The sequence below is a fragment of the bacterium genome, assembly GCA_018812485.1.
GTDB lineage: Bacteria > JAHJDO01 > JAHJDO01 > JAHJDO01 > JAHJDO01 > JAHJDO01.
The window spans coordinates 1-6,469 of record JAHJDO010000080.1 but is presented as its reverse complement, the minus strand read 5'-3'; the positions used below and the strand labels follow the sequence as shown (position 1 = coordinate 6,469).

Annotated in this window: 5 protein-coding genes; all 5 read right to left on the bottom strand. The window is 35.7% G+C overall.

Translation table 11 applies throughout. The features are described from left to right. Nucleotides 1–115 precede the first annotated feature (115 nt). Entirely contained in the window at nucleotides 116–2,815 is a 2,700-nt protein-coding gene (locus KKC91_06300; protein MBU0478160.1) for a valine--tRNA ligase, read from the bottom strand. An 80-nt stretch (nucleotides 2,816–2,895) separates the two neighbouring features. Further along, nucleotides 2,896–3,864: a flippase-like domain-containing protein gene (locus KKC91_06295; GenBank protein ID MBU0478159.1), complete on the bottom strand. Its 969-nt coding sequence runs from the start codon at nucleotides 3,862–3,864 to the stop codon at nucleotides 2,896–2,898. Between the two features lie 12 nt (nucleotides 3,865–3,876). After that, entirely contained in the window at nucleotides 3,877–4,827 is a 951-nt protein-coding gene (locus KKC91_06290) for a GDP-mannose 4,6-dehydratase (protein ID MBU0478158.1), read from the bottom strand. A gap of 79 nt (nucleotides 4,828–4,906) precedes the next feature. Further along, nucleotides 4,907–6,262 (bottom strand): phosphomannomutase/phosphoglucomutase, encoded by a 1,356-nt coding sequence (locus KKC91_06285; GenBank protein ID MBU0478157.1) that lies wholly within the window; start codon nucleotides 6,260–6,262, stop codon nucleotides 4,907–4,909. Then, on the bottom strand, nucleotides 6,259–6,469 hold a 211-nt coding region (locus tag KKC91_06280), incomplete at its 5' end, for a hypothetical protein (protein ID MBU0478156.1). The genes KKC91_06280 and KKC91_06285, both read right to left, overlap by 4 nt.

Here is a 6,469-nt window from a genome sequence, read left to right as displayed (position 1 = left end):
GCGAACTATGTCTTAATCCGCCCAATTTCTTCTGAAATTCTCTCCAAATCCTTTTTTCTGCTTTCAATGTGCATTTTTATCTTTTTTTATTCTACTTCTCTTCTTCTATCTTTCTTTAATTTCCCATTTTGCAGGACTCTACTAAAAAACTTTTAACCTTATCCAGGTTTTCTATTAATTTTACCCTATTTTTACTAATCATTTCCCTTTTTTTGTGCTGATTTTTTATAACATCTTTTGGTGCTTTACCTAAGAAATCTTGATTATCAATCTTTCTGCCTATCTTCTCAAATTCCTCTTCTAATTTAGCAATCTTTTTTTCAAGACGGTTTTTCTCTGAAGCAAAATCGAATTTATCTCCCAAACACAAAAATACCGCTATCCCAGATTTAGTAAGATCTGAAGGAAATGGAGAACTAACCTTTATATTGTAACCTATTTTCACATCTGTAGCATGTAATAATCTTTGCATTCCTATTCTATCTGAACTCAGTGCTTTTTCCTCCTCTATACTGGTCGTTTTGACTATATAATTGAGATCTTCTGATAAAGGAATATTCCAATCCCCTCTCAAATTTCTACCAACATTAATAACCTCATATTTAAGCATTGCTTTGTTAGTTTCTTCCCAATTAACATATCTAGAATCTGTCTCTGGCCAGGATGATATCATAATACTTTTATCTAAATCCGTATCTACAGTCTTTCTTAGATTCTGCCATATTTCTTCTGTGATAAACGGTATGAAAGGATGTAATAACTTAAGACTTTGCTTCAACACGTGAAATAGTACTGCTCGAGCTGCAGCGCAACCTGTTTCCTCAGACATTCTATGCTTTATTATTTCCAGATACCAATCACAGAATTCGTGCCAGAAGAAGTTATAGATTTTACTCGCAGCTTCATTGAACTTGTACCTTTCCAGACTTTCAGTTAGAGATACAATGGTTTGATTTAATTTAGTTAAGATGAACCAATCATCTGATGCCAAATTATGAGAAGTCAAGTCAATATTTAAGTTCTTATACCCTGCTAAATTTGTTATTGAAAAACGTCCAGCATTCCACAATTTATTACAGAAATTCCTTGCTCCTTCTATTCTTGTAGTTGTCAACAGAATATCCTGCCCTCCCAAGGTTGAGAGGTCTGCAAGAGCCAATCGCAATGTATCAGCGCCGTATTGGTTAACAAGATCTATGGGATCAATTACATTCCCAGCGGATTTGCTCATTTTCTTTCCTGAAGAATCTCTGACAATCCCATGAAGATAAACTCTCTCAAAAGGAATCTTGTCCATAAACTGCAGTCCCATCATAATCATACGTGCAACCCAAAAATATATTATGTCATATCCAGTAACCAATACTGTTGTAGGATAGAAATGACCTAACTCTTTTGTTTGGTTAGGCCATCCCATTGTAGCAAAAGGCCACAAGGCAGAGCTAAACCATGTATCAAGCACATCAGAATCCTTCTCCAGATCCATGCTTTCACATCTGGCGCATTTCAAAGGTTTTTCTATGTCTACTATTATTTCTCCACAATTATTGCAATACCAAACTGGTATTTCGTGTCCCCACCAGATCTGCCTTGAAATACACCAGTCCTTAATGTTCTCCATCCAGTTTAAGTAAACCTTTTCCCATCTAGACGGTGAAAACCTTATCTTACCGCTGGTTACAGCCTTTATCGCAGGTTGAGCTAATGATTTCATACTAACAAACCATTGCTTGGAAACTAATGGCTCCACAACAGTATGACATCTTGAGCAATGCCCTACATTGTGAAGATGACTTTCTATCTTCAAGAGATACCCTTCTTTTTTTAGATCTTCCACTAATTTTTCTCTGCAGGAATATCTGTCCATTCCATCATAAACACCAGCATTTTTATTCATTCTGCCTTTTTCATCTATGACAACGACTTGTTTCAGATTATGCGCAAGTCCAATTTCATAATCAACTGGATCATGAGCTGGCGTTACTTTAACCGCACCTGTTCCAAATGAGCTATCTACTCTCTCATCAGAAATAACAGGAATTTTCCTTCCAACAATAGGCAATATAACTACCTTCTTTATAAACCTTTTATATCGTTTGTCTTGAGGGTGAACAGCAATTGCGGTATCTCCAAGCATTGTTTCTGGTCTAGTGGTAGCAATTACTATTTGGTCATTGCTTTGCTCTAAAGGATAATTAAGGTAGTACAGACTGCCTTTCAATTCCTTTCTCTCTACCTCTATATCTGAAATTGCTGTCTGACAACGGGGGCACCAATTAACAATATAATTATCCCTATATAGCAATTTATTTTTATACAACCTAATAAAGGCTTCCTTTACAGACCTTGCATAATCATCGTCCATCGTAAATCTTTCTCTTGACCAGTCACATGATGTCCCCAATCTTTTCAATTGACTTATTATTCTACTGCGATACTCTTCCTTCCATTTCCATGCATATTTAAGGAATTTTTCTCTACCAAGACTGTCTCGCGTTAGCCCTTCCTGAGCGAGTCTTTTCTCTATTACATTTTGTGTAGCAATTCCCGCATGGTCAGTTCCTGGTATCCATAGAGCATTAACCCCCTGCATTCTCTTCCATCTGACCAGAATATCCTGAAGAGTCTCGTCTAATGCATGCCCCATGTGCAGAACTCCAGTTACATTTGGCGGAGGAATAACAATACAGAACGATTTCTTACCAGAAGTTGCTTCTGCATGAAAGAATCCATTCTTTTCCCAGAAAGCATACCACTTGTCTTCTACTTGTTTCGAGTCATATCTTTTCGATATCTCAGTCCCAGCTAAAACCATTTTAAAATTTCCTTAATAATGCTAAGTGGCATGATTTTATGCTTTTTTAGACACAAAGTCAATTTTAGCACTTTTAGAGCTCAGGTTTGTTCATCTTGAGAAAGTTTTGGAGGCTTATGAAATATATAGAATATGCCGCCGAAAAGATTTAAAATGAGTACAATAAGTCTTATAATTATTGACATGGTTACAGCTAAACCGCAAGCTCCGGTAACAAGTCCAAAGAAATATTTATACATGCTCTCTCCAAGTCCCCATCCTGCGAATGTGATTGGAACCACGCTTATAGTTGCAATAATTGGAATAAACAAAAAGAAATATTTCATTGAAACATTTAGCCCCAGACCCAATGCTATCTGGTAATTTATCAATATGGACATAATCTGTATAACGATAGACATTAGAAAAACCTCAGCAAGCAAGGCTTTTTTGGACCTGTAAATATAGAACGCTGAGTACACACGCTTTAAAGAAACAACAGCTTTTTGCCACCTTTCCTTTTTTACAGTAAAGGAAATTTTTTTCATAAGGCGCTTGTTAAAAAAAACAATACATAAAATAGTTATCATCAAAAAAAACACGACTATACTTATTGCAGGTTTTCTAATCTGAGGATCTGATATAGCATAGAGACTTGCAACTGCACCTATCGTAAGAAGAGCTAACATGCCAACAATTCTGTCAATAAGTACTGTTGTCGCTGCTTCAAGTCTTTTATCAGTATGTTTCGACACATAATATGCCTTCACAACGTCTCCACCCGTCAGACTTGGCATAAAGGTATTAAAAAATAGTCCAATAAAATTCAGTTCTAATGTTTTGAAAAACGGAAGATATATGTCCTGCCCTTTGAGAAGTTCTTGCCATCTTAAACAGGCTATGAAAACAATAACAATGTACAATCCAATTGCTATAAGAAGGCGTGATAACTCTAGGCTTTTGATATGTTCTACTATTTTATGAGGACTAATATCTGGCCTTGAGAAAACATACCAGAGAATTCCTATACTAATACATAATTTCAGAATCCAAAACAGGGTTTTTTTCATGGATATTGCTTATTATTTACTGCTTTTATACCACCTTACAAATTCTGCGATTCCATTTTCTATAGAAACTTTGGGCTGGAAATTTAGCATCTTCTTGGATTTACTGATGTCTGCATATGTAATACTCACATCACCAGGCTGATTAGGAAGTTTTGTTATCTTTGCTCTTTTGCCAAGTTCTTCTTCTATCACGTTGATGAAATAATTTAATTCTATTGGATGAGAATTGCCAAGATTGAAAATTTCATATTCAAATTGCTTATCTAGAGCAGATATTACTCCATCAATAATATCATCAACATAGGTGTAATCTCTTTTGGAATGTCCGTCTCCGAATCTTAGAAGTTCCTTTCCTTCATCAATCCATTTTGTAAATTTATAGGTTGCCATGTCAGGTCTTCCTGATGGACCATATACAGTAAAAAATCTCAAACAAGAAATTGGTATGTTATAAAGATGGTGATATACATGACACATAACTTCTCCAGCCTTCTTAGTAGCTGCATATGGAGAAATTGCTTTATCCACATTGTCATGTTCAGAAAATGGGATTTTTTTATTATTACCATATACAGAAGAAGATGAAGCAAAAATAAAGTTCTTGACATTCTTGCTTAATTCCAATAAGTGCATTGTTCCTCTCAAATTGACCTCTTCGTAAAGTAGCGGGTTTTCAAGCGAAGGCCTAACTCCTGCTCTTGCAGCCAGATGAACAACTCTGCTTATTCTATTAGATGAGAAGATTTCCTTTAGAGAATTGAAATCGCGAATGTCAACTCTATATAGTTTAAAATTTTTCTGGCTAAGAAACTGTTTAATATTATTTTCCTTTATTAAAGGAGAATAATAATCATTAAAATCATCCACACAAATGATAGACCTGTTATCATCTAATAATCTTCTTACAAGATGAGACCCAATAAAACCCGCACCACCTGTTACAAGAATGTGTTCATCTTTCATATATCTGTGCCCTTCCATTAATTTCCATACTCATCAAAGAAACATACATCTTCAAGATTTCAATCGTCATCATTTTTCTTTACCAATTTTTGTCTATTGACGAGAATTCATCCAGTTTTTCATGTACTATTTTCTTTATCTCTTCAAGCCTTTCTTGAGTTTTAGCTTCAAATCTTAATACTAATAATGGCTGTGTATTTGATGCTCTTACCAGTCCCCAGCCATCTTTAAACAAAATCCTTACTCCATCAATATCAATTGTGTCATATTTTGATTTGAAATATTTTTCAACACTATCCATCACCTTAAATTTATCTTCTTCAGATGCGCAATTTACCCTTATTTCAGGCGTGGAAAAATAATGCGGTATCTCTCTAACTATATCTGCCAATGATTTATCCTGTGTAGATAAAAACTGGAGTAGTCTTCCTGATGCATATATACCGTCGTCATATCCAAAATAATTATCCGCAAAAAACATGTGCCCGCTCATTTCTCCTGCCAGAGGGGCTTGTTCTTCTCTCATTTTTTTCTTAATAAGTGAATGCCCTGTCTTCCACATTATAGGCTCCCCGCCATGTGCCCGAATGTCTTCTATCAATGCCTGAGAGCATTTAACATCAAATATTATCTTTACTTTTCCTTTTGAGAGTATGTCCCGCGCGTAAAGAGCAAGTATCTTATCTCCTCTGATTATATTCCCTTCATTGTCAATTGCGCCAACTCTGTCTGCATCCCCGTCATATGCAATTCCAACATCTGCTTTTGTCTCTCTTACCTTTGCTATTAAATCGGTTAGGTATTCATCTATTGTTGGGTCCGGTAGATGGTTTGGGAAACTGCCGTCAGATTCGCAATAAAGGGGAATAACTTCACATCCCAGATCTCTAAACAATCTTGGCGCAATGTTACTAGCTGTTCCGTTTCCTGCATCAATAACAACTTTAAGTTTCTTCTTTATCTCTATCTTTTCCTTAAGCATTTGGAAATATGTCTGTCTGGGATCTTCTTCTTTGACAGTCCCCTCTCCGGTTAAAAAATCATTGGACTCTATAATTTTCCTTAATTTCTGAATTTCCTTGCCATATATTGAAGCGATACCTTTGGATATTTTAAATCCATTGTATTCGATCGGATTATGACTCCCTGTTATCATTATTCCTGCGTCTAGCTTATAATGCAGAATTGAAAAGTAAAGCATGGGGGTTGGTCCCTCTCCAACATTAATAACATCACAGCCCGTTGATATAAGACCGGTTATCAGCCAATCAGACAAATTTTTAGAGCTTAGTCTGTTATCATGTCCTACTGCTATTTTTTTATTCCCAGACACATATGTGCCAAATGCCTTGCCAATGTTTGTAACAACATCCTGCGTTAAGTCATCCTTCACTAATCCTCGAATATCATATTCCCTAAAAATCTGCGCATTCATAGTCTTTCTCCTAGCCTGAAGGCATTTTTTAATAATTCTGGTTGCTTTAATATAGCATCCTTTTCATCAATTCCGAAACAGAAAAGATCTTCTTTGTAATCTGCATTAATAGTAACAAAAAAATTCTTTACAATTGATCTTGCATTATCAAAGAAATCTTTCCTCTTTGATCCCTCTACAGAAATGAAAGCCCCTATCTTCCTTTTT

What these genes read in the sequence shown, in the direction of transcription:
- KKC91_06285 (MBU0478157.1), bottom strand. Translation starts at nt 6,262, where the DNA reads ATGAATGCGCAGATTTTTAGGGAATATGATATTCGAGGATTAGTGAAG.
- KKC91_06295 (MBU0478159.1), bottom strand. Translation starts at nt 3,864, where the DNA reads ATGAAAAAAACCCTGTTTTGGATTCTGAAATTATGTATTAGTATAGGA.
- KKC91_06290 (MBU0478158.1), bottom strand. Translation starts at nt 4,827, where the DNA reads ATGAAAGATGAACACATTCTTGTAACAGGTGGTGCGGGTTTTATTGGG.
- KKC91_06300 (MBU0478160.1), bottom strand. Translation starts at nt 2,815, where the DNA reads ATGGTTTTAGCTGGGACTGAGATATCGAAAAGATATGACTCGAAACAA.